Source organism: Trinickia sp. Y13, from assembly GCF_029522115.1.
Lineage (GTDB): Bacteria > Pseudomonadota > Gammaproteobacteria > Burkholderiales > Burkholderiaceae > Trinickia.
Genome location: NZ_JAKWFK010000006.1, coordinates 124,723 through 145,731, shown reverse-complemented (window position 1 = coordinate 145,731; position 21,009 = coordinate 124,723). Strand labels below are relative to the sequence as shown.

Annotated in this window: 16 protein-coding genes; 10 read left to right on the top strand and 6 right to left on the bottom strand. The window is 61.3% G+C overall.

Annotated features, from left to right (window positions below):
* The first annotated feature begins 66 nt into the window (after nt 1-66).
* The 3 genes from MMB74_RS13295 (at nt 67) to ubiA (ending at nt 3,337) form a co-directional block, all read left to right on the top strand.
* A complete protein-coding gene (locus MMB74_RS13295; protein ID WP_277429107.1) occupies nt 67-1,521 on the top strand; it encodes a catalase in 1,455 nt (484 codons plus the stop codon).
* A gap of 332 nt (nt 1,522-1,853) precedes the next feature.
* Entirely contained in the window at nt 1,854-2,342 is a 489-nt protein-coding gene (locus MMB74_RS13290; protein WP_277429106.1) for a Dps family protein, read from the top strand.
* 131 nt (nt 2,343-2,473) lie between these two features.
* Nucleotides 2,474-3,337 carry a 4-hydroxybenzoate octaprenyltransferase gene (ubiA, locus tag MMB74_RS13285; RefSeq protein WP_277429256.1) on the top strand — a complete coding sequence of 288 codons (864 nt, stop codon included), beginning with the start codon at nt 2,474-2,476 and terminating at the stop codon, nt 3,335-3,337.
* A 61-nt stretch (nt 3,338-3,398) separates the two neighbouring features.
* Here the strand turns inward: ubiA and proC are convergent, their stop codons facing one another.
* The gene (proC, locus tag MMB74_RS13280; RefSeq protein WP_277429105.1) at nt 3,399-4,211 is read right to left on the bottom strand and encodes a pyrroline-5-carboxylate reductase; all 813 of its coding nucleotides are present in this window, start codon (nt 4,209-4,211) and stop codon (nt 3,399-3,401) included.
* 155 nt (nt 4,212-4,366) lie between these two features.
* Complete coding sequence (locus MMB74_RS13275) at nt 4,367-5,065, bottom strand: YggS family pyridoxal phosphate-dependent enzyme (RefSeq protein WP_277429104.1); 699 nt, start codon at nt 5,063-5,065, stop codon at nt 4,367-4,369.
* A 285-nt stretch (nt 5,066-5,350) separates the two neighbouring features.
* Here MMB74_RS13275 and MMB74_RS13270 point away from each other — a divergent pair, with 285 nt between their 5' ends.
* The 5 genes from MMB74_RS13270 to MMB74_RS13250 all read left to right on the top strand — a co-directional run bounded on the left by MMB74_RS13270 (nt 5,351) and on the right by MMB74_RS13250 (nt 13,021).
* Nucleotides 5,351-7,891, top strand: a complete 2,541-nt coding sequence (locus MMB74_RS13270) for a type VI secretion system Vgr family protein (RefSeq protein WP_277429103.1) — start codon at nt 5,351-5,353, stop codon at nt 7,889-7,891.
* A 77-nt stretch (nt 7,892-7,968) separates the two neighbouring features.
* The gene (locus MMB74_RS13265) at nt 7,969-8,793 is read left to right on the top strand and encodes a DUF4123 domain-containing protein (RefSeq protein WP_277429102.1); all 825 of its coding nucleotides are present in this window, start codon (nt 7,969-7,971) and stop codon (nt 8,791-8,793) included.
* 606 nt (nt 8,794-9,399) lie between these two features.
* Entirely contained in the window at nt 9,400-11,100 is a 1,701-nt protein-coding gene (locus tag MMB74_RS13260; RefSeq protein WP_277429101.1) for a DUF2235 domain-containing protein, read from the top strand.
* Nucleotides 11,101-11,244: 144 nt separating this feature from the next.
* Nucleotides 11,245-11,886, top strand: coding sequence for a DUF3304 domain-containing protein (locus MMB74_RS13255; protein ID WP_277429100.1), 642 nt, complete (start codon nt 11,245-11,247; stop codon nt 11,884-11,886).
* Between the two features lie 658 nt (nt 11,887-12,544).
* Complete coding sequence (locus MMB74_RS13250) at nt 12,545-13,021, top strand: DUF3304 domain-containing protein (RefSeq protein WP_277429099.1); 477 nt, start codon at nt 12,545-12,547, stop codon at nt 13,019-13,021.
* 61 nt (nt 13,022-13,082) lie between these two features.
* Here MMB74_RS13250 and glcF read toward each other — a convergent pair whose 3' ends face one another.
* The 4 genes from glcF to MMB74_RS13230 all read right to left on the bottom strand — a co-directional run bounded on the left by glcF (nt 13,083) and on the right by MMB74_RS13230 (nt 18,681).
* The gene (glcF, locus tag MMB74_RS13245) at nt 13,083-14,354 is read right to left on the bottom strand and encodes a glycolate oxidase subunit GlcF (protein WP_277429098.1); all 1,272 of its coding nucleotides are present in this window, start codon (nt 14,352-14,354) and stop codon (nt 13,083-13,085) included.
* Between the two features lie 78 nt (nt 14,355-14,432).
* Nucleotides 14,433-15,521 carry a glycolate oxidase subunit GlcE gene (glcE, locus tag MMB74_RS13240; protein WP_277429255.1) on the bottom strand — a complete coding sequence of 363 codons (1,089 nt, stop codon included), beginning with the start codon at nt 15,519-15,521 and terminating at the stop codon, nt 14,433-14,435.
* Nucleotides 15,522-15,744: 223 nt separating this feature from the next.
* The gene (locus tag MMB74_RS13235; RefSeq protein ID WP_277429097.1) at nt 15,745-17,238 is read right to left on the bottom strand and encodes an FAD-linked oxidase C-terminal domain-containing protein; all 1,494 of its coding nucleotides are present in this window, start codon (nt 17,236-17,238) and stop codon (nt 15,745-15,747) included.
* Between the two features lie 21 nt (nt 17,239-17,259).
* Nucleotides 17,260-18,681 (bottom strand): FAD-linked oxidase C-terminal domain-containing protein, encoded by a 1,422-nt coding sequence (locus MMB74_RS13230; protein WP_277429096.1) that lies wholly within the window; start codon nt 18,679-18,681, stop codon nt 17,260-17,262.
* A gap of 344 nt (nt 18,682-19,025) precedes the next feature.
* Between MMB74_RS13230 and MMB74_RS13225 the strand changes: the two genes are divergently transcribed.
* Together MMB74_RS13225 and hmpA are read left to right on the top strand one after the other, a co-directional pair.
* Nucleotides 19,026-19,580 carry a cob(I)yrinic acid a,c-diamide adenosyltransferase gene (locus MMB74_RS13225; protein WP_277429095.1) on the top strand — a complete coding sequence of 185 codons (555 nt, stop codon included), beginning with the start codon at nt 19,026-19,028 and terminating at the stop codon, nt 19,578-19,580.
* Nucleotides 19,581-19,731: 151 nt separating this feature from the next.
* The gene (hmpA, locus tag MMB74_RS13220; RefSeq protein WP_277429094.1) at nt 19,732-20,940 is read left to right on the top strand and encodes an NO-inducible flavohemoprotein; all 1,209 of its coding nucleotides are present in this window, start codon (nt 19,732-19,734) and stop codon (nt 20,938-20,940) included.
* Nucleotides 20,941-21,009: the final 69 nt, after the last annotated feature.

The window sequence follows — 21,009 nt, the reverse complement described above, 5'->3', positions numbered from 1 at the left end:
GGCGGACGCGCTGCGCCGCGTTCCCGATCCACGAACCCGCTTACCCGCTTTCCCGAGGAGCACACGATGTCCGACCGAAAATTGACGACCGCCGCAGGCGCCCCTGTTGCCGATAACCAGAACTCCTTGACCGCTGGCCCGCGCGGACCGATCGCGCTGCAAGACGTTTGGCTGCTCGAAAAATTGGCTCATTTCGATCGCGAGGTGATTCCCGAGCGCCGCGTGCATGCGAAGGGCTCGGGCGCTTTCGGGCGCTTGATCGTCACGCACGACATCACGCGCTACACGAAGGCGAAGATTTTCAGCGAGATTGGGAAAGAAACGCCGCTCTTCATGCGCTTTTCGACAGTGGCCGGCGAGCGCGGCGCTGCCGATGCCGAGCGAGACGTACGCGGCTTTTCGATCAAGTTCTATACGGACGAGGGCAACTGGGACGTCGTCGGCAACAACACGCCCGTGTTCTTCATTCGCGATCCGTTGAAGTTCCCAGACTTCATTCACTCGCAAAAGCGCGACCCGTACACGAATCTGCGCAGCAACGTGGCCGCGTGGGATTTCTGGACGCGCCACCCCGAGTCGCTGCATCAAGTTACGATTCTCATGAGCGATCGCGGCATTCCGAAGAACTACCGGCAGCAGCATGGCTTCGGCTCGCACACGTTCTCGTTGATCAACGAAGGCGGCGAACGCTTTTGGGTGAAGTTTCACTTCAAGTCGCTGAACGGGATCGAAAACTACACCGATGCGGAAGCTGCGCAGGTGATCGCTGGCGATCGCGAGAGCGCGCAACGCGACTTGATCGCCAACATCGAAAACGGCAACTTCCCGAAATGGGCCTTCCGCATTCAGGTGATGCCTGAGGCCGAGGCGGCGACGCTCGCGTATAACCCGTTCGACATCACCAAGGTGTGGCCGCACAAGGACTATCCGCTGATCGATGTCGGCGTGATCGAACTCAATCGCAACGCGGGCAACTATTTCTCCGATGTCGAGCAGGCTGCCTTCACACCGGCCAACGTCGTGCCCGGCATCGGCTTTTCGCCCGATCGCTTGCTGCAGGGGCGGCTGTTCTCGTATGGCGATGCGCAGCGCTATCGCCTCGGCGTCAATCATCATCAGATTCCCGTGAACGCGCCGAAATGCCCGGTTCATCATGCGTTCCACCGCGATGGGGCGATGCGCACGGACGGCAATCTGGGCGGGACGCCGAACTACGAGCCGAACCGCTTCGGCGAATTCGCTCAGGACGCGCGTGCGGCCGAACCGGCGCTCGCCGCTGGCGCCATCGAACGATACGATCATCGCGAAGACGCCGATTACTACAGCCAGGCCGGTGCGCTGTTCCGCTTGTTCGGCGAAGACGAGCGTCAGCGCTTGTTCGAAAACATCGCCAGACATATCGACGGCGTGCCCGCCGATATCGTCGCGCGTGCGCTCGAGCATTTCGGCCGCGCCGACGAGGCTTACGGGTTAGGCGTTGCCGCCGCGATCGAGCAGCGACAGGCGGCGCGCGCGGAGTAAGCCGAGCCTCGCAAGATGATGCCCCGGCCTATGTCGCGCTGGGGCGTCTGCGCTCGAGGTCTATCGATGATGAAAGGCGAATGAGGCGTCGCGCCGATCATTGCGTCGACCATTGCAATGGCGAAGGAAAAGCGCACGGCGGCGACTAAGGCCTTGCACTCGTGTGTCACGGCGTTGTCACGTAACTGGCGTCGTTTGACTCGCCTGGGCTACACTGGCAATCGTTCGTACCCTACTGGGTCTCGTCGGTCGTTTCGCCGATTCGTTCGCGAAAGCCTGATCGACGAGTTGAGCTATTTCGCCGTTTCGCTTCATCCTTCGAAGGAATCGCCATGGCAAAGAAAAACGTCGCAGTGCAAATCGACATCGGCATCAATGACAAGGACCGCAAAAAGATCGCGGAAGGTTTGTCGCGGTTGCTTGCCGATACCTACACGCTTTATTTGAAGACCCACAACTTCCATTGGAATGTGACGGGGCCGATGTTCAATACGCTGCACCTCATGTTCGAAGGCCAGTACAACGAGCTTGCGCTGGCCGTCGACGCGATCGCCGAGCGCATCCGCGCTTTGGGCGTGCATGCGCCCGGCAGCTACAAGGACTTCGCGAAGTTGTCGTCGATTCCGGAAGCCGATGGCGTGCCCGCGGCCGAAGAGATGATTCGCCAGCTCGTGCAGGGGCAAGAGGCTGTGGCTCGCACCGCACGCGACGTCTTTGCTGCCGCGGATGCCGCCAATGATCAGCCCACGGCCGATCTGTTGACCCAGCGCCTGCAGACGCACGAAAAGACCGCATGGATGCTGCGTTCGATGCTGGCTTGAGCTGCCGCGCGCGCTGTTGTCTTTGTTGACGAAGGCCTCCCCGACCGGGAGGCCTTCGTCGTTTGGGCTCCGCGGCTCTACAATACGGCGTTCGTTTTTCGTTTACGGCCGCTTCGCCCATGTCTGCGCCCATGTTCGCCCGTCTTCCCCTTTATCTGCGTTTGATCCGCATGGATAAGCCGATCGGCAGCCTGTTGCTGCTGTGGCCCACGCTGAACGCGCTGTGGATCGCATCGAATGGCAAGCCGTCGCTTTCGCTGCTCGTCATCTTCGTCGTCGGGACGGTGCTGATGCGCTCGGCGGGCTGTGCGATCAACGATTACGCCGACCGCGACTTCGACCGTTACGTCAAACGCACCGAATCGCGCCCGATCACGTCGGGCAAGATTCACGCATGGGAGGCGATTGCGATTGCGGCCGGCCTATCGATCGTTTCTTTTCTGCTGATTCTGCCGCTCAACGGTTTGACTAAGGCATTGTCGGTGGTGGCGCTCTTCGTGGCCGGGTCCTATCCGTTCACGAAGCGTTTCTTTGCGATCCCGCAGGCATATCTGGGCATTGCGTTCGGCTTCGGCATCCCGATGGCGTTCGCGGCCGTGCAGGGGCACGTGCCGATGCTCGCGTGGGTCATGCTGCTCGCCAATGTATTTTGGTCGGTGGCCTACGACACGGAATACGCGATGGTGGATCGCGACGACGACATCAAGATCGGCATTCGCACTTCGGCGCTCACGTTCGGCCGCTTCGACGTGGCGGCGGTGATGCTCTGTTATGCGGCCACGCTCGGCATCTATGCGGCGATCGGCGCCGTGTTGCGTTTCAATGCGTTTTATTGGGCCGGATGGCTGGCAGCCCTCGGCTGCGCGCTTTACCACTACACGCTTATTCGCGGCCGCGAGCGGATGCCTTGCTTCGCGGCGTTTCGCCACAACAACTGGCTCGGCGGCGTGCTGTTCGCCGGGATCGCCGCTCACTATGCGTTGACGGCGTTCTGACGCAAGCGCCTTCGCAGAAGCCGACGGTGCGCCGGCTTTTGCGGAGCCAGTTCCCGTTGCGTTATTGATTGCCCAATTCGTCGCCCATTTCTTTCGCGCGCGCATCGGCTGCCAGCGCGCCTTTGACAATCGCCTCCTTGACGCCTTGCGCCTCGAAGGCCGCCAATGCCGCGGCTGTCGTCCCGCCTTTCGACGTCACGCGCTCGCGTAACACAGCGGCGCTTTCCTCCGATTGCACGGCCAGTTGCGCCGCGCCCGCGAACGTGCCGAGCGCTAGGGCGCGGCCTTCTTCGTCGCTCAATCCTAGGCGGCGCGCCGCTTCCTGCATCGCTTCGATGAAATAGAACACATAGGCCGGGCCACTGCCCGAGATGGCGGTAACGGCGTCGATCTTCGCTTCGTCGTCGAACCATACCGTCGTGCCGACGGCGCCGAGCACTTCGGATGCGAGCGTGCGTCCCGCTTCGTCCACGCCCGCGAGTGCGACTAGACCAGCGACGCCTTGCCCGATCAGCGCTGGAGTGTTCGGCATCGCACGTACGACGCGCGTGTAGCCGCCGAGCCAGCGGGAGAGATCGGCGCCGCGAATGCCCGCTGCAATGCTGACTACGAGTTGCGTCGACAAATGCGGCGCGAGCGAAGCGGCAACGGCTTTGAGCACTTGCGGCTTCACCGCCAGCACGATGGCATCGTAGCCACGTAGCGTTTCATCGGCTTGCGCGCCGGTTGCGACACCGAACTGCGCGTGCGTGCGTGCGCGGGCGTCTTCGTTGACGTCGATGGCGTAGAGGTCGGCGGGCGCGACGCCGCGCTTGATCAAGCCGCCGATCAATGCCGCGGCCATGTTGCCGCCGCCGATAAATGCGATCTTCATGATGTTGTCGAGAAGGAGGAAGGATAGCCGTAGCGGGCGATTATAGACGCCTGTCGATTGGCGTTCTGTCGGGTGCAACCCGCAGCGGGTGCAACCGTGAGCGTAGGCGTTTTCGCTTTCGTGCGGGAAGGCGGGATAGGGCTTTGAGCCGTCGTTCAGTGGGAGTAGTCGCGTTTGCCGAAGATGGCCGTGCCGATGCGGACGATCGTTGCGCCTTCGAGCACGGCCGCTTCCAGATCCGCCGACATGCCCATGGATAGGGTATCGAGTGCAACGCCTTGCGCACGCAACGTCTCGTAGAGTTCGCGCAGGATGCGATGCGGCTCGCGCTGCGCTGCCAGATCGGCGGCGGGTTCGGGTATCGACATCAGACCACGTAGACGAAGCTTCGGCAGACTGGCGATCTCGCGTGCGACGGCGGGGGCGTCTTCAGGTGCGACACCGCTTTTCGATGCCTCGCCGCTAACGTTCACCTGCAAGCATACGTTTAAAGGCGGCAGCGTGTCGGGTCGTTGTTCGGACAAGCGTTGAGCAATCTTGAGGCGATCGACCGAATGGACCCAGTCGAAATGCTCGGCGACGGGTCGCGTTTTGTTCGATTGGAGTGGGCCGATGAAGTGCCACTCGATTTGGGCGCGCAGATCGGCAAGCGCTTCGATCTTGGAGACGGCCTCTTGCACGTAGTTTTCGCCGAAGGCGCGCTGACCCGCGGCGAAGGCGGCGCGGATATCGTCGGCCGGGAAAGTCTTCGAGACGGCTAGCAGGCGAATGGCATCCGTCGGCCGCTGGGCGGCGCTAGCCGCACGCTCGATGCGGGCGTGCACTTCCTGAAGGTTCTCGGCGATGTGGGACATAGACGGTACGGGAGAAGGCTCGAAGTCAGTTGCGGATTATACGGCGCAGGGGCGGGAGGGCGTTGCGTCGCGAGGCCGCGATGGGGCCGCGGGGGAGGGGGGCGTGCCGGCTACTTTTCCGGCTTTTAGGTCATATTTGCCATTTAAATGTGATAGTGGAAAAAAAGACCGATCTTTTTCTTTAAATCTGATTTTGGAGGGATGCCACGTCGCGTTTCTCATGATGCTCGATTAGAATTCATGCCTTCATAAAATGCTGGCCGACTTAAAGAGGACGTCGTTGGCATGGGTTCCGATCTGCTCTCTGAAATTGCATATGCTGGGCGCGCTCAACACAACCGTTTGATTCGACTCGATACGCCGCTGGGCGAGGATTGGCTGCTGCCGTTGTATGCAAAAGGCACGTCGCGCTTGGGACGGGATTACGAATTTACTGTCGATGTCGCTTCGACTAAGGGCCGGGAAATCGATTTGACGGCGCTGATCGCGCAGCCGGTGACGTTGTGGTTGCAGCAAGCGGATGGCTCGTATCTGCCGCATCACGGCTATGTGAAAACGTTCTCTCGATTAGGCAGCGACGGATATCTCACGTTTTATCAATTGCGATTTTCTTCGTGGATGTGCTTTTTGCCGTTGCGTCGCGATATGCGCGATTGGCAGGAGCAGACGGGCGAGCAGATCGTGGCCGACGTGTTCGACGAGCATCCGCAAGCCCAGGGCGCTTATCGGTTCGATTTGCGGCAGGCGATGCCGCAGTATTCGAACCGGGTGCAATGGGAGGATGACTGGAACTTCGTGCATCGCAGCTTGGAGGAAGCGGGCGTGTTTGGGCGCTTCGAGCAGGCGGAGGATGGCAAGTCGCACACGCTCGTGCTGATGGACGATGTGTATTTCGTGCCGCAGCTCGAGCAGAAGACGGTGCGCTTCGTCCGCACGGGCTTACGTGAAGAGGTGGAAGGCTTCACACAATGGAAAGAGCAGCAACAGATTCAGAGTGCCAAGCTGACGACGCGCACGTTCGATTACAAGCGGCCGGATTTGCATAAACAAGTCAACAGCGCGATCAGCCCGCGCGACGATGTTCCGGCGCAGGGCGAGGTCTACGACTACACGGGCGCGTACACATGGGGGGTGCGCGATAGCGGCGAGCATCGAAATGCCGTGCGCGTCGAAGCATGGGAATCGCAAATGAAGCGGTTTCACGGCATTGGCAGCCTACGTTTGGCCATGCCTGGGTACTGGTTTGTGTTGGAAGGGCATCCTGTCCACGATAAAGAGCGTGCGGAGGACCGCGAGTTCGCGATCATCGAGACGACGTGGACGATCCGCAACAACTTGCCCGGCATGGATGATGTGGCAGATTTTGCCGAGAGTTTGCGGCCTTCAGTCTCCCGAGCCGAGCATTCCAATGTAGGCGGCGTGAAAGTTCGGCATGCCGACGGCAGCGAAGGGTACTTTCAAGTCGAGATTGAAGCGCAACGGAGGCGCACGCCGTTCCGTAGCCCGCTTGTGCACCGCAAGCCGGTGATGGAACTGCAGACTGCGATCATCGCGGGGCCGGATAGCGAGGAGATTTACACCGATGCGCTCAATCGCGTGAAGGTGCTGTTTCCGTGGAATCGCCGCAATGAGGGCGATGAGCGGGCATCGGTATGGGTGCGGGCTGCCTTTCCCGATGCGGGCTCGAAGCGTGGCGGACATTTCCCGTTGCGCAAGGGCGATGAAGTGATCGTGGGCTTCATGGGCGGCGATTGTGATCGGCCCGTGATTCTGGGCCGCATGCATGGCGGACCGACGCCCCCGGTTTGGCACACGAATGGTTTGCTCTCGGGGTATCGATCGAAGGAATACGGCGGCAGGGGTTTTAATCAACTCGTCATGGATGACTCGACGGGGCAGAACCGAGTTCACCTGTATTCGACGAGCGCCGATTCGCATCTTCATTTGGGATACTTGGTCGATCACACCGGCAATACGCGGGGCGGATACCTGGGCAGCGGCTTCGATTTGAAGTCGAATGCGCATGGGGCGATTCGTGCGGAGCAAGGGCTGTATGTGTCGAGTCACCCGGCGTCGGTCAAGCAACCGATGGATGTGCGGCAGGCGAGCAGTCAGCTCGTCAACGCAGAAAGCGTGATTGAAGCGCTATCGGACGCGAGTGCGACGCATCAAGCGGAAAGCTTGAAAGACGGCTACGACGCGCTGAAGGCGTTTACCGATGCGACGCAAAAGAGCGTGGCGGGTGACGCGTCGGGGGCGGGGCGCACGGCGGGCGGCGGCACCGGTAACGCCAATGGCTTCGCCGAGCCGATCATGCTGATGGCGAGCCCGTCGGGGATCGCGCTATCGACACAGCAATCGACGCAGATCGCCGCGGACAAGCATGTGAATATCGTTAGCGGTGCGAGTACGCATATCGCCAGCGGCAAATCGCTGATCGCTTCGATTGGTGAAAAGCTGAGCCTGTTCGTGCAGAACGCGGGGATGAAGCTATTCGCCGGGAAGGGCAAGGTGGAAGTGCAGGCGCATTCCGATGGAATCGAACTGACGGCGCATAAAGGCGTGAAGGTAATTTCGATCACCGATGTCATCGAGATGGCGGGCAAACGCGAAGTTTTTCTGACCTCGGGAGGCGCCTACATCCGCATCAAGGACGGCAACATCGAAATGCATGCGCCGGGGACGATTGACGTGAAAGGGGCCAAGCGTGTGTTTGCTGGGCCTACAGAGATGCCATATCCCATGCCGCAGTTGCCGCAGAACATTTGTGTGGAATGCATGATCCGGGCGGCGCAGGCCAAGATGCCTTTTGCGATTAGCAATTGATGATGACTGAAGAAGAACTGCTTAATGAGTTGCGAGCGGTTGCGGCCGAGCAGCGCGACGGGCTTGCACTCTATGCGTTGCTCGATAGCGCCATTTATGCCGGCGCAACCATGGATGAGTCGGGCAAGCGGTACGGCAATCTTGCGTCGGTGCTGGCTGACGCGAAGCCGGAATCGCTATTCATCTATGCGTTTGACGATGAGCGCACCGACGCGTCGCCGTTGCTCGTATCGATTCGTGATTTCGATGGCGAGCTAGCAAAACGGATTGCGACGCTGGCTCTCGAATACCAACTTGCAAGTTGGATATGGTCGCCGCTCTCTGCGCCAGCGCTGGCCCGACACTTGGCCGCATTCATTCGGGCAAAGTTCGGCGATGCGGCCGCGATGCTTCGGCCCTACGATCCTCGTGTCATGGAGGACACCATCGCGTGTCTTGATCCTGGGAGGCAAGCGGCTTTGTGGGCGCCGGTTTGTGCGTGGGCTTATTTTGATGAAGATAGGGTGGTGAAGCGGCTGCGGCCTCCAGACGGGCCAGTTGCGGAGCGGGTTACGGCGCCGCTCGTGTTGGATGATGACGAACAAAAACGGTTCGAGGCGCTTGCAAATCGTATTGCGTTGGGCGGGTACATCGAAACGCACGCACCATCGCTTGTGGAGTCACTACCGCCGGCGCAGCGCAAGGCGTTCTATGAGGAGCAGATTGAGATCGGCGAGCGGTTGAAGAAAGAATCGATGGGCGATCTGTTTATCATCGCAGCGCTTTCCGGGGCATACGGTGCGCGATGGATCGAAGCTGAAGCGATCGCACCGCTCGTGCAGTCTGTCGTCTCGGGCACTGCGACGCTGTCGGCCGTTGCGCTCGAGATTGGCGAGCGCCTTGAACGACTATCGCGATCCTGATCTCTATGAGAGCGCGGATTTACTTTGCTGTTGCGGCCTTGTCGTTCGTCGCGATGACTGGGTGCTCGCAGAAAGCAGAAAACGAAAGTCTGATAGGCGATTCAAATATGGATTACCGTTGACCCTTGCTATGCACACATTTACTCGTATCGCCGTTTCCGCATCGTTGTTGACCCTGATAATGGGATGCTCGCGGGCGAAGCCCGTTGGGCTTTCGATTGAGGGATATAATTATACAAACCGGTTTATAGACAGTTTTACAGTCACTGACCAAGACGGTAATGGCTCATGGGGAGGTGACGTCCAATTGAGTACACCGACCGCGGGCGGAGGCAAGTCAACGTGCTGCGTCATGCTCGACCCGAGCGTCAAGATGCCAGTTCGGCTGCGGATCGATTGGACGCTTGATCGAGTAGATGATTCTTCCGGCCGCACAATTGCACCGGAAATCAAGAGGCGAGCTTGGGTGACTGTCAGCCCCCCGTTTCCTGATGACCCGCAAAACCTCGAGATTCATTTCTATCAGGACGGGCACGTTGAGGCCGCTGTTACTCACTGGTCTTCGCCCCCGCGCGTCTCTCTTCCCGACGGCCGGAGGCCGACGCCATGAGCGACGCAGCACTTCGCCCAGACGTTGTCCTTATCGAAGAGCGCCCCCCCTCCGAATTGGTCGCGCGCGCCGCGCGTATGGCCAACGCTGAGGTTGATTCACCCTTCAAGAAAGCATCTTGTACGACTGACGTCAGGTTCGCCGTATTTTTCGATGGAACGAGCAACAGTATGTACGACGAAGACGCTCGTCCGCCTGATCAGCAGGAATACACCAACATAGCGAAGCTATACCATGCACATAAATTGCGTGATGATTCAAATGCGATCTACGTCGAATACCTGCAAGGGGTAGGGACGAAATTTGCGGAAATAGGCGATCCTGGTGGCCTTAGTGGGGCCGCCACGGGCTACATGGGGATGGAGCGTGTCCAACATGCAGAGAAGCGCCTGAAATTCGCATTAGATGGGCAAAGATCTCGTGGACTGACGGTGAACACGGTCCACGTCGCAGTATTCGGATTTTCGCGCGGCGCCACGCTCGCACGTGCGTTCGTGAATCGTCTTGCCGATCAGTCTCAGCACAAGGGCGGTCAATGGATACGCGATGGTGTCCGGTTGCGTATTTACTTCGTCGGGATCTTTGACACTGTTGCATCGGTAGGGTTGCCTCGAGACCACAATACCTATGCGAAACAACTGTGCATTCCGCCGATCGTCGAGCGTTGCGTGCATATGGTCGCCGGGCACGAGCTGCGATTCGCTTTCCCACTGGATTCGGTCCGGCGCGGCGGCTCCTATCCGGCGAATACTGTTGAGTACGTGTATCCAGGAGTGCATTCGGACGTAGGCGGTGGTTATGCCATGAACGCGCAGGGACGCACGAACGCTTATGCTCGGTTACCGCTACATGCGATGTACCGTGAGGCTCGTTTGGCAGGCGTGCCCTTGCTTCCGTTAGAGGACCTGGGGCCGAAGATACAGGACCGGTTTGCCATAGCTGCAGACCTGCCCGCTCGTTTTCGGACCTATATGAACGCGCTAGAAACCAAGGGCGAATCTCTCGAGGAGCAAGCATTTGGCCACCTTAAGCTCTACTGGCGCTGGCGCAGGCTGCGCATGAACAGCACGCAAGCGCCAATCCCGCAGCGGCTTGAAACACTCTCCGAGCAGGCCAAGCAGCAAAACAAATCGTTATTCCAGCGATTGCGGGCACTAAGAGACGATGATCGCGGCCTGATCTTGTTTAAAGCCCAGGGCGGCATTCTGACAAAGAATCAGGCCGCTCAACTGAAGAGCAACGCAGACCAAGAGACGGCCCTCGACAAAGAGATATCTACGAACAACCAATTCGAAACGGACGTGGCTCAAGCAAAGGGATCCGACCGCACATTGTTAGGCGAGGCTCGAGCGCTTGAGCGGGTGGTTGCCGCGGGTCGAGCATCGGATTGGGAAAAAGCCATTTGGGAAGCTTGGAACGACCCTCGTCCGTTGCCCAACGAAGTCGCTTCATTCTTCGACACTTACATTCATGATAGCCAGGCCGCGTGGAACCATACGACCGATGCGGCCGCAGTCGCTCTGAATCAAATCGGTGCGGCGCAAACGTGCGGTCGGTACTTCAACACGGTAGCTGTCAAATACTGCGCAGCGGTCGAGGAAGAAAACCGTGCAGGAACCGTTAAATATCTGCGGCCGCGAACGCTCTTTTTCGGCCAGAAGGAGGCGGTCTTCGCTGCGTCGGACACGAATTTTTAGGGTGATGATGGCGGGTCAACGATCGGCCTGATAGACAACCCGATAGCGAGAAATTGTGCTGGGGCGTCGATGGTGCGAAATTTACTGGCCATCGCACGCCCTACGCGGACTGGTTAATCTGAATTCCTGATCGAACCGTAGCCATTGGATTCGATCGATGGGATGTTCGATACGCCAGGGCTGGTTGCGGCAGGCGTGGTGATCGGCCACCTGGGCGGACATAACTTTGCCACGAAGCGTCGTTCCTCTCGGGCATCCCGGCCGAGAATAGCGAACAGTGGGAACAAAAGACTTAATTCAGGCTTTTCTATGCGAGCTTCAATTTTCATTTCACTTATTGCCTTGTCGCTGGCTGCGGTGGCATGCTCAAGGGCCAAGCCGGTCGGACTTGCCATTGAAGGATACAACTATACCAATCGCATTATCGTTAGCTTTACGGTTACAGACGAAAATGGCAATGGTGTGGGTGGAGGGAATATTGCGCTGAGTACGCCGACGGCAGGTGGTGGCAAGTCCACTTGTTGCGTGATGCTTGAATCGACCGTATCGAGGCCGGTTCGCCTACGTATCAACTGGACTTTTGACAGGATCGACGATCCAACGGGACGCACGATCGTACCCGAAACTAGCAAGGAGGCGTGGATTACGATCGCACCACCGTTCCCTAAGGATCCCAAAAACTTTGAAGTTCATTTCTATCCAGACGGACACGTTGAGGCAGAGGTCACTCATTGGTCGTCCCCTCCTCGCATTTCGTTGCCCGAAGGTCGGCGGCCGGCGATATGAACACTACGGCGGTTACATGCCCAATGCGTTCAACGAATAACTGGAACAACTACGGTTTCTACCTTGCTATGCGAACGCTCACTCGGGTTATTTTTGCGGCCTCAGCGCTGACTGCAGTGTTGGGATGCTCGCGTGCGAAACCCGTGAGTCTTGCCATAGAGGGCTACAACTACACCAATCGCTATATCTCCAGCTTTACTGTCACCGATGAGGATGGAAATGGCTCGTGGGGCGGAGACGTTAAGCTGAGTACACCGACCGCGGGCGGCGGCGGAGGCACCTGCTGCGTATTACTGGATTCGAATACGAAGCGACCGGTTCGACTTCGAATCAACTGGGTGATCGGGCGGATCGATGACGCGGCCGGCCATCCTATCGCCCCTGACGTTCGCCGTGAGGCTTGGGTGTCCATAAGCCCTCCGTTCCCCGCCGATCCGCAAAACTTCGAGGTGCATTTCTACGCTGACGGCCATGTAGAGGCAGCAATAACGCGTTGGTCGTCTGAACCTCGCGTAAAGTTGCCGGAAGGCAGACGGGAACGCCGGTGAGTGATGATGTGCTTCGGTCCTGAAGTTGCGATGGGGTGCGGTGGTGGGCGATAAGCTTCCGCATGCCATGCGGCTCACCAAGAAGCAATTAATTCATTTTGAAAAATACTATGCAGTTCTCGTCCAGCATTCTCACCGCCTCTCTGCTAGTCACGATGACGGGGTGTTCGCAGGCAAAGCCTATCGGCCTTGCCATCGAGGGGTACAACTATACGAACCGGTATATCGTTGACTTTACGGTTACAGACGAAGACGGAAACGGCGCGTGGGGCGGGGATGTGCTTCTGAGCACACCGACCGCCGGGGGTGGAAAATTCACATGTTGCGTGATGCTCGAGCCCAGCACGCGGCATCCCGTTCGGCTGAAGATCAAATGGACAGTTGAGGGAATATACGATTCGTCCGGCAAAGCAGTTTTGCCCGATGTTCAGAAGGAAACCTGGGTGACGGTGAGCCCGCCATATCCGCCGGAGGCACACAACTTCGAAGTCCACTTCTATCCCGACGGACATGTCGAAGCCGCCGTAACGCACTGGTCGTCGCCCCCGCGCATCTCTCTGCCCGAAAACCGCAAACCAGTGCCATGAGGGATGCCGCCCTTCGCCGCAACAGTGCGCCGTCACCGAAATGCGCTCACCCCCTCACCGCTCACCCGTAAATCAAATGCTCGACAAGCTCGATCCAATGCCCGACGGGCATCGATGTCCCGCTTTGCAGGTGAGCAATGCAGCCCACGTTAGCCGATACGATCACCTGCGGCTCGAGCGCCTCGAGGTTCTTCACCTTCCTATCGCGCAGCGTGTAAGACAAGCCCGGCTGCGTGACGGAATAGGTCCCGGCCGAGCCGCAGCAAAGATGGCTGTCCACGGGCAGCCGGGTCTCCACACCGAGCGTCGTCAATAAGTGTTCGACGATCCCGCGAATCTGCAGCCCATGCTGCAGCGTACACGGCGGATGAAACGCAACCGTATGCACGCCGCGCCGACGCGCAAGCCCCGCGAGTTCCGCTTCGTAACCGCTGAGCACCTCGGCGATGTCGCGCGACAGCTCCGTGATCCGCCGCGCCTTCTCCGCATACTCGGGATCGTTGCGCAGCAAATGGCCGTATTCCTTTACCGTCGCGCCGCAACCCGACGCATTGATGACGATCGCGTCGATCCCCGCTTCGACATGCGGCCACCAGGCGTCGATGTTGCGCCTCACGTCGTCGAGCGCTTCGGCGCGATAGCCGAGATGCAGGCGAATCGCCCCGCAGCACCCGGCCTCGGGTTCGATGACGGACTCGATGCCCAACGCATGAAGCACGCGTGCCGTCGCAATGTTGATGTTCGGCAGCATGGCCGGCTGCACGCAACCCGCAAGCAACAGCATGCGGCGCATGGTGGCGGGTGCATCCGCGATGGCGCTACTCTTGGCGCTAAGGGGCCCCCCATTGGCCGGCCATTCGAGCAGCCGTTGACGCGGCGGAATCTTGTCACGTAGTCGGCGCGGCAAGAACGGACGCACGAGTTGTCCCAGACGCAGGGCGGGCGCAAACACGGCGCTGTTCGGCAGCACGCTCGCCAGCAACCGCCGCAATAGTTGTTGACGCAACGGCCGTGGCACCGTCGCTTCCACGTGCTGCCGCCCGATCTCGACGAGCCTGCCGTACTGCACGCCCGAGGGGCACGTCGTTTCGCAACTGCGGCAAGTCAGGCAGCGATCGAGATGCAGTTGCGTGCTGCGCGTGACCGGCGCGCCTTCCACCATCTGCTTGATCAAATAGATGCGCCCGCGCGGGCCGTCGAGTTCGTCCCCAAGCAATTGATAAGTAGGGCAGGTGGCCGTGCAAAAACCGCAGTGGACGCACTTGCGCAAAATCGCTTCGGCCTCGTCGCCGTCGGCGGTGTTGCGGATGAAATCTGCGAGTTGGGTTTGCATCGCTGCGCTCTTATCCCTTGCTCTATCGCGTGGTTCGTGAAGGCTCGCCGCAGCCTCGGGATGAATAGGCCCGCTGCATCAGAAGTCGGGATACATGCGCGCGCGATTGAACACGCGCGCCGGGTCGAACGCCGCCTTCAACCCTCGATGGATCTTCATGACCGGCGCGGGTAGCGGCGTGAATACGCCGACGCTGCGGTCGAAAGCGCGACCCGCGCGGAAGATCGTCGCATGTCCGCCCGCCTGTTTCGCGCTGATACGCACCGTTTGCGCGTCGGTGTCGGTTATCCACCAGCGCTGCGCGCCGCCCCACTCCATCAACTGAGCGCCGGGCAACTGCAGCGGCTCGGTGATCGATGGGAGCGCGAGGCGCCACAGGGCCGCGTTCGGGGGAATCGAGGCGAAGAACGGGTCCGTCTGTTCTCGTAATCCTTCCCAGAAGCGCTCGGCCTCCACGGCGTCGACTACTTCTCCCCCTATCGCGCTGCGCGCCGCTTTGACACCGCTTTCAGCCCCGGACAAACGCACGGCGAGCGTGCCGTTGCGCCATGCGCTAGCCGTGATCGGCAACGGCCGGCCACCCCATTCGTTGAGCTTGCGCACCGCGTCGGTGCCGTTCATGTCGAACTTGAGCGTCGCTTCCACCGCGGGGCGCGGCATCACCTTGATCGATAGATCGAGGATCAACCCCAGCGTGCCGAGCGAGCCGGCCATGAGTCGCGAAACGTCGTAGCCCGCGACATTCTTGACGACCTGGCCGCCGAAGCGCAGCACTTCGCCGGCGCCGTTCATCAGCGTGACGCCCAATAGGAAATCGCGCGCCGCGCCAGCCTGCGCTCGGCGTGGCCCGGCGATGCCGGCGGCGATGCAACCGCCGAGCGTCGCCGCGCGGCCGAAGTGCGGCGGCTCGAACGCCAGCATTTGGTCATGCTCGGCGAGCGCCGCTTCCACATCGGCGAGCGGCGTGCCGCAACGCGCCGTCATGACGAGCTCGGCCGGATCGTACGCAATGATGCCTCGATAGGCACGCGTATCGAGTATTTCGCCCTGTAATTGCTGACCGTACCAATCCTTGGTGCCGGCGCCGCGCACGCGCAACGGGCGCGCCTCTGCCGTGGCCGTCCGAATCCGTTCGGACCAGTAGGCCACGATCTCTTCGTCTTGCATGCCTTCCCGCTTCGTCGTGTCGTTCATCCGGTTGTGCCGGCTTTTCGCAAGTCATGCCGTCGTTCACTTCGTTCCAGATTGTACCGACCGAGCGCCGCGAGACAAGCCGCTAGGCGCTTGCCTAGGGGTAACTACGCGTATGGGCCGGCTCCCCGGCCATGCGGTTGCAGCGGGGCACGACGAACCGCGCGCCAGGCCAACCGTGGGTTGCGGCGACCCGGCCCTAGAACCGAGGTAACTCCGGGTGCGGCAACAAGCCGCCGCTCACGCGCATCTTCCCGTATTCGGCGCAGCGTGCGCGCGTCGGAATGCCCTTGGTGGGGTTGAGCAATTCGGCCGGATCGAATGCGCGCTTGACGGCGAAAAACGCATCGCGCTCCGCCTGCGAAAACTGCACGCACATCGAGTTGATTTTCTCGATGCCGACGCCGTGCTCGCCCGTGATCGTGCCGCCGAACTCGACGCACGTTTCGAGGATCTCGGCGCCGAATTCCTCGGCCCGTCGAAGCTCATCCGGGTTGTTGCCGTTGAATAGGATCAGCGGGTGCATGTTCCCGTCCCCCGCATGAAATACGTTGATGCAACGCAGGCCGTACTTGCCTTCCATCGTTTCGATGCGGGCGAGCAAGGGGCCGATGCTGCGGCGTGGGACCGTACCGTCCATGCAATAGTAATCAGGCGAGATGCGGCCCGCGGCGGGGAATGCATTCTTGCGGCCGGACCAAAAGCGCAGCCGTTCCGCTTCGCTGCGCGATATCTGCAGGCGCGTCGCGCCATGCTCGCGCAGCACGGCCGTCATGCGCACGATCTCGTCGGCCACTTCTTCGGGCGTGCCATCCGATTCGCACAGCAAGATGGCGGCGGCATCGAGGTCGTAGCCCGCGCCGACGAACGCTTCCACGGCCCGCGTGGCAGGCTTGTCCATCATCTCGAGGCCGGCCGGGATGATGCCCGCGGCAATGATGCCCGCCACGGCTTGTCCGCCTTTGACGACATCGTCGAAGCTCGCCATCACGACCTGCGCGGTTTGCGGCTTCGGGATCAGCTTGACGGTCACTTCGGTCACGACCGCGAACATGCCTTCGCTGCCGATCATGACCGCGAGCAGATCCAGCCCCGGCGAATCGGGCGCTAGCGAGCCGAATTCGACGATGTCGCCATCCATGGTGATGGCGCGCACACGCAGGACGTTGTGAACCGTCAAGCCGTATTTCAGGCAATGCACTCCGCCCGAGTTCTCAGCGACGTTGCCGCCGATCGTGCAGGCGATTTGCGATGAGGGATCGGGGGCATAGTAGAGCCCATACGGCGCCGCCGCTTCGGATACGGCAAGGTTGCGCACACCGGGCTGGACCGTGGCCGTGCGCGCATAGGAATCGACTTCGACGATTTTCGTAAAGCGCGAAAGCGATAGCACGACGCCATGCGCGATCGGCGTCGCGCCCCCCGAGAGTCCCGTGCCTGCGCCACGCGGCACGATGGGCACGCCCAGCCGCTTGCAGATTTGCACGACGCGCTGCACTTGCGCTTCGGTTTCGGGCAGCGCGACGGCGAGCGGCAACTGGCGATAGACGCTCATGCCGTCGCACTCGTAGGGCGCGGTGTCCTCGTCGCGGTGAAGCAGGCAGTGCGCGGGCAGCGTGGCCATCAACGCTTGCACGACTTCTCGCTGGCGCTCGGCGCGGATGGCGGCGGCCGGCAGGGCAACGGCTTCCATAGGCTCTCCCCGTTGGCCCGATCAGGCCGTGTAAGAAAAAATCTTGCCCGGATTCATCAAATTGCGCGGATCGAACGCATGCTTGATGGCGCGCATCGCGTCCACGGCCGCGAGGCCGTGCTCTTCGAGCAGAAAATCCATCTTGTGTAAGCCGATGCCGTGCTCTCCCGTGCAGGTGCCGCCCATCGACAGCGCCCGCTCCACCACGCGCCGGTTTAGCCGTTCGGCTTCGGCGAGTTCTTCAAGCTTGGCCGGATCGATCAGCATGGCGACGTGGAAATTGCCGTCGCCGACGTGGCCGACGATCGGGCAGGGCAGCGGCGAGCCGATCAGGTCCTCTTCGGTTTGAACGACGCAATCCGCAAGCCGGGAGATCGGGACGCAAACGTCCGTGGTAACGGCACGGCACCCCGGCTTCAATTGCAGCATGGCAAAAAACGCCGTATGGCGTGCGTTCCATAAGCGGCTGCGCTCCTCGGGCCGCGTCGCCCACGCAAAGCCGCTGCCGCCATGCTCGGCGGCGAGGCTTTCCACGCGCTCGGCCTGCTCCTTGACGCTTGCCTCGGTACCGTGAAATTCGAAGAAGAGGGTGGGCGACTCGGTCAGCGTGAGGTTCGAGTGCCGGTTGATCGCGCGAATGGCCAGCGCGTCGACGAATTCGACACGCGCGATCGGAACCCCGAGTTGAATGGTTTCGATGACGGTGCGCACGGCCTCGCCCATCGACGGGAAGGCGCAGACGGCCGCCGATACCGCTTCGGGCTGCGGGTAGAGCCGCACGGTGACTTCGGTGATGATGCCGAGCGTGCCTTCTGAGCCGACGAATAGGCGGGTGAGATCGTAGCCGGCCGACGACTTGCGTGCCCGCGTGCCGGTTTTGATGATGCGGCCATCGGCCAGCACGACCGTGAGCCCGAGGACGTTCTCGCGCATCGTGCCGTAGCGCACGGCGTTGGTGCCCGAAGCGCGCGTGGCCGCCATGCCGCCGAGACTGGCGTCGGCGCCCGGATCGATCGGAAAGAACAGGCCCGTGTCGCGCAGCGCTTCATTCAATGTCTTGCGCGAAACCCCCGCCTGGACGGTGGCCGTCATGTCCTCGGCCGCCACCGAGACGATGCGATTCATGCCCGATACGTCGATCGTGACCCCGCCTTCGACGGCAAGCAGTTGCCCCTCGAGCGAGGAGCCGTTGCCATAAGCGATGATGGGCACATCGTAACGAGCGCACAGTTCGACGGCGGTTTTCACCTCCTCCGTGCTTTGGGCGAAGACGACGGCGTCGGGCAACTGCGGATCGAACGGCGACTCGTCACGCCCGTGATGCGAACGCACTGCTTCCGAAACCGACACGCGCTCGCCGAACGCGGCTTGGAGCGCCGCGAGCAAGGCGGGTGGGAACGGCCGGCGAGAGGCCACGGCGGCGGGGGGCGCGGGATGGTTCACGAATGGTGTCTCCTCACGCGCGTGCCGAAACGGCTCGCGCGTCGATGTCATGCAGCTAATGAGCGCAATCAAGCTACAAAGCGGCGCACACCGCGATGGCACATGGCGCGTGCACGCTCCGTTAAAAGGTCGATTCATTCTACGCCCATCGCCGGCGCGCCAGAATTGGCCGAACGGCCGATCCCGAACCGGGAGAAAAGCGCTCCGGAGCGCGCCTATAATGATCCGCTTTCAGGTGTCGCGGCCTGCTGGCCCGTATCCGGCGGACGCCGAGCGCGCATGCGAATCGACCGACGATGCGCCCGCAACGGCACGTCAACGGTATCAAAAATGGGAGCAAAGAGATGGGCCACCGCTTGAGCAAGATCGCCACCCGCACGGGCGACGACGGCACGACCGGCCTTGGCGACGGCAGCCGCGTGCGCAAGGACGACGCACGCATCGCCGCCATGGGCGAAGTCGACGAACTGAACTCGAACATCGGCGTACTGTTGACCGAGCCGCTGCCGGAGGATGTGCGCGACGCGCTAACCGCGATCCAGCACGACCTGTTCGATCTAGGCGGCGAGATCTGCATTCCGGGCCATGTCGTGATCGGCGATGCCCATCTGGCTCGGATCGACAGTTGGCTCGCGCACTACAACGCGAACCTGCCGCCCCTCAAAGAGTTCATCCTGCCCGGCGGCTCGCGCGCCGCCGCGCTCGCGCACGTCTGCCGCACCGTTTGCCGCCGCGCCGAAAGGGCGATCGTCACGCTCGGCCTTGCGCAATCGCTCGCCGATGCCCCGCGTCGCTATGTGAACCGCTTGTCCGACCTGCTGTTCGTGCTCGCCCGCGTGCTCAATCGGGCGGACGGTGGCGCCGATGTGCTGTGGCAGCCCGAGCGCCGCGTTCAATAGCGCGCCCGCAGCAGGGTAGACGGTTGAATTTAGGAAAACGAAGGGCGGCTGCGGCTTGCGCGGCATGCTGCCCTGCGACAAAGTGTCGTATAGAAGTGGCGGTCTGTTAAAATGTATTCTTGATGCATCTTAACGACGAGCGCCCCAATCGATGACCTCCGCCCTTACGCCCGATCAAATCTCTCGAGTCAAAGCGACCGCCCCCGTGTTTGCACAACACGGCGCAACAATCACCAAGCATTTCTACCGCCGCATGTTCGCGAGCCGTCCCGAGTTGAAGAACTTGTTCAACCAGACGCACCAGACGAGCGGCAGTCAAGCCGACGTCCTTGCCCACGCCGTGTACGCCTATGCTGCCAACATCGACAACCTGGGTGCGCTCGGCTCCGCGGTGGGCCGCATTTCGCATAAGCATGCGAGCTTGAACATCCGCCCCGAACACTACCCGATCGTCGGTGAGAACCTGCTTGCATCGGTGGTCGAGGTGCTTGGCGATGCCGTGGACGAGGCGACGCTCGAAGCCTGGCGCGCGGCCTATTCGCAGCTTGCCCAGATCATGATCGGCGCCGAGGCGAAGCTTTATGAGGGCGCGGCCTGGAGCGGCTATCGCCCGTTCGTCGTCTCGCGCAAAGTCGTGGAAAGCGACGAGATCACTTCGTTCTATCTGACGCCCACGGACGGCGCTCCGGCGGCGAGCTTCCAGCCGGGCCAATTCGTGACGGTGAAGCGCTACGTCGGCGAGCTCGGCGTGGATCAGCCGCGTCAGTACAGCTTGTCCGATGCGCCCCACGGCAAGTGGCTGCGCATTTCGGTGAAGCGGGAAGGCGGCAATGAGGTGGTGCCCGCTGGCCGTTTGTCTACGCTGCTGCACGACGGCGTGGAAGAGGGCGCGATCGTGGAGGTGACGGCGCCGATGGGTGACTTCCGCCTCGATCGGTCGAAGTCGACCCCCGTAGTGCTCGTTTCTGGCGGCGTGGGCATCACGCCGATGGCTTCGATGCTCTCGACGCTCGTCGCCGAGGGTAGCGAGCGCCGCGTCGCGTTCGTCCATGCCTGCCGCTCCGGCAATGTCCACGCGTTCAAAACGTGGCTCGCCGAGGTGGTGGCGACGCGCCGGAACGTATCGCGCGCGGTGTTCTACGAAGAAGTGGGCTCGGCCGACCGGCAAGGCGTCGATTACGATTTCGAAGGCCGCATCGACTTCGCGAAGATCGCCGAGCAAGCCGTCCTGCCCGACGCCGATTACTACCTCTGCGGCCCGATGGGTTTCATGGCGGCGCAGCGCGATGCGCTCGTGGCCCGTGGCATCGATCCCGCGCGCATCCACAGCGAGGTGTTCGGCACGGGCGCACTCGCCTAAACGCCGATGGGCAATCACGATCGTGATCGCGCCGCACGTGGCCGCGCGTAATACAACGCAACGGGCCGC